The organism is Haliscomenobacter sp. (assembly GCF_040403615.1).
Taxonomy (GTDB): domain Bacteria; phylum Bacteroidota; class Bacteroidia; order Chitinophagales; family Saprospiraceae; genus Haliscomenobacter.
The window spans coordinates 1-3,237 of the sequence record NZ_JBBAKG010000228.1; the positions used below are offsets into that span (position 1 = coordinate 1).

Below are 3,237 nucleotides of genomic sequence, written 5' to 3' on the forward strand. Positions count from 1 at the left end.
TATGGTTTCCGTACTGGCCTTTTTTGCTTCACGTTGAACAATCCCTCAAAAATGGAAAAGCACTTTTACTTATTCATCAGTATTTGCTTGTTTATCGCTCATTCCACTGCCCAAACCACCATCTATGTCTCGCCATCAGGCAAAGATCAAAACGCTGGTACCCTGCAAACCCCGGTTGCCACGCTTGAAAAAGCCCTGAACCTGGCAGAAAACGCCAAAGCGCCAACCATTGGCATCCAATTGCTGACTGGCACTTATTACCTGAACAAAACGCTACTCATCAATGCTTCAAAATGGAGGGGCAAAACCTTGAACATCTCCAACTACAACTATGATTTGGTAACCCTCAGTGGAGGCAAAAGCGTAAAACTGCAATGGCAAAAAGCAAGCGGCAAGCTCTGGAAAGCCCATCTGGACAATCCAGCCTTTGAGCAGCTTTTTGTGAATGGAAAACAACAAATTTTAGCGCGCTATCCCAACTATACCGATACGGTGAAGGTCTTCAATGGTTTTGCCGCCGACGCCATCTCCCCAGAGCGAGTCAGCCGCTGGCAGAATCCCCAAAATGGCTTCATTCACGCCATGCATGAAGGACAGTGGGGCGGGTTTCAGTACCGCATCATTGGGAAGAAAGGAAACGAATTGCTCTTGGAAGGCGGCACCCAGAACAACCGCCCTTCGGGCATGCATGCCAGGTATCGTTTTGTCGAAAATATCTTTGAAGAACTGGATGCGCCAGGTGAATGGTACTTCAATACCGCAGAAAAAACCTTGTATTATTTTCCACCCGCAGGTCTTAATCTGGCCACTGCCATAATCGAGACTTCCAACCTCAAGCACCTGATTGAACTCAGGGGACAGGAAGATGCACCCCTCAAAAACGTCAGCATCACAGGCATTCATTTCGTCAATGCCGAGCGCACTTTTATGGAAAAATACGAGCCACTTTTGCGCAGTGATTGGTGCATTTATCGGGGTGCAGCGGTGGTATTTGAAAATACCGAAAACTGCACCATCGCTGACTGTACCTTCCGCAACCTGGGGGGCAATGCCGTTTTTGTGAATCGCTACAACCTTCAAGCCAATATTCGAGGTTGCCATTTTTATGACATCGGAGCCAGTGCCATTTGTGTTGTGGGCGATACTTCCGCAGTGCGCAGTGTGCCCAATCAGTATGCAAAGGTGACGCTACCCCAGCAAATGGACAAGGTACCCGGGCCTAAAAACCACCGATATCCCCGTCAATGCCTGATCGAAGACAACCTCATTCACCACATTGGGCGGGTAGAAAAACAAGTGGCTGGAGTAGAAATTCAGGTGGCTGCCCAGATCACCGTACGCCACAACAGTATTTATCAAGTGCCTCGTGCGGCCATCAATGTGGGCGATGGCGCTTTTGGGGGGCACCTCATTGAGTACAACGACGCTTTTGAAACCGTGCTGGAAACCAGTGACCACGGTGCATTCAACTCCTGGGGGCGCGATCGCTACTGGCATTTCAACAATGACAACAACATCCAAATGGCCTTGCTGGATGCGCAATACACCACCATAATCCGCAATAACCGCTTTCGCTGCGATCACGGCTGGGATGTAGACCTGGACGATGGCAGTTCCAATTACCACCTCTACAACAATGTTTTCCTGAAAGGTGGCTTGAAATTCCGCGAGGGCTATTTCCGGGTAGCCGAAAACAATATTTTCATCAACAACTCCTTGCATCCCCATGTCTGGTTCAAAAACAGCGGCGATGTGATCCAGCGCAATGTATTTATGCGGGCTTATTTCCCGATTGGCATCGATTTTTGGGGCAAAAGCATCAACTATAATTTCTTCAGCAATGCCTCTTATTTGGAAAAAGCGAAAAGCAATGGTACGGATTCCGAGAGTGTTGCCGGCGAGTTGCAATTTGTCAATCCTGGTGAGGCCGATTTCAGGTTGGTCAAGGGGAGTAAAGCTTTTGACATCGGCTTCGAAAACTTTCCAATGGATCGGTTTGGGGTGCAAAAACCTGCTTTGAAAAAAATTGCTGCGCAACCGCGTATCCCGGATTTGTTGTTTATTTCCAACGAAAAAACGCTCAAGGAGCTCAGTTGGCTGAACGCCAAAATCAAATCCGTCAACGGGCTAGGCGATCGCTCAGCATATGGATTACCCGATGAGAATGGGGTAATCGTTACCGCGCTATCCCCCCAATCTCCACTGGCCAAATCGAGAGTCCAAAAAGGGGATGTGATCCGCATGGCCAACGGAGAAGTCATCACACACGCAGAAGCATTGCTCCTGGTTTATGAAAAGGTGCTGTGGACAGGAAAATTGTCTATCCAAGTGATGCGCAATCAGGCCCTGCAAAATCTGGTGATTGACCTGGAGTAAAGACCATAAATTGGCAGCAAGCAGGATTGCTGGCTATTTTTGCCCCACTACTTTATGCAATTCCGCATTGGCAGCCCGAATTTTGCTGTGCCAAATGTCGTAGGTAAAGCAGGTTTTCCAGCCTTTGAAGTCGTAGTGCCACCACTCCCAGGTATAGATTTCGAAGCCGACCTTTTCGAGGGCATCGCGAAGGATTTTCCGGTTGGCGATGGCTTCAGGTGTAGTTTCCATGTAACTGTGAAAAGCACGGGGAGTGGTTTCGTCATAATCGGAAGGCATGGGCAGGGGCTTTCCAGTTTTGAGGTCGTACAAAGAAAGATCGATGGCCATGCCCCGATTGTGCTTCGAGCCCTTGTGCGGGTCAGCCACAAAGGTGGTGTCTTTGATGGTTTCATAAAAAATGACCGTCACCTCGTAGGGCCGATATCCATCGTAAAGCAGCAGGCCATAGCCCTGTTTTTTCAGGCTTTTGCTGGCTTTCTTAAGCGCCAGAGCGGCGGGTTTGCGCATGAATACATCTGCGGTGGGGTACAATGGCCGGTGTACGAGGTTCTCCGCCGTGGCATAAGTCACCTTGAATTGGGCATTGGGAATGAGTTTCCTCAAATCGAGCAATTCGTTGTTGGGATCAGCTTGCACGATCTTTTTGTAAATCTCCACGTCATTGACCACTGGTAGGCCGTACTTGCTTTTGGGCAAATCAAAGCTGGGCTGCTGCGCCATGCCGAGAAAAGGAAGCAAAAGCAGCAATAGGAGCAGTTGTTTCATGTTGTTTTTTTTGTTCCGGCGAAATTTAGAGATGCTATGTAACGCAGAAAAATTAACTTCCCGATTTTGGGTTTTGAATAGGAAGTCGAACGG

General features: G+C 48.7%; 2 protein-coding genes. One reads left to right on the plus strand and one right to left on the minus strand.

What is annotated here, in order from left to right; all coding sequences use genetic code 11:
• Nucleotides 1–51: 51 nt before the first annotated feature.
• Nucleotides 52–2,376: a PDZ domain-containing protein gene (locus ABW391_RS29000; RefSeq protein WP_353485401.1), complete on the plus strand. Its 2,325-nt coding sequence runs from the start codon at nucleotides 52–54 to the stop codon at nucleotides 2,374–2,376.
• A 33-nt stretch (nucleotides 2,377–2,409) separates the two neighbouring features.
• Here the strand turns inward: ABW391_RS29000 and ABW391_RS29005 are convergent, their stop codons facing one another.
• Nucleotides 2,410–3,144 carry a M15 family metallopeptidase gene (locus ABW391_RS29005; RefSeq protein WP_353485402.1) on the minus strand — a complete coding sequence of 245 codons (735 nt, stop codon included), beginning with the start codon at nucleotides 3,142–3,144 and terminating at the stop codon, nucleotides 2,410–2,412.
• Nucleotides 3,145–3,237 lie beyond the last annotated feature (93 nt).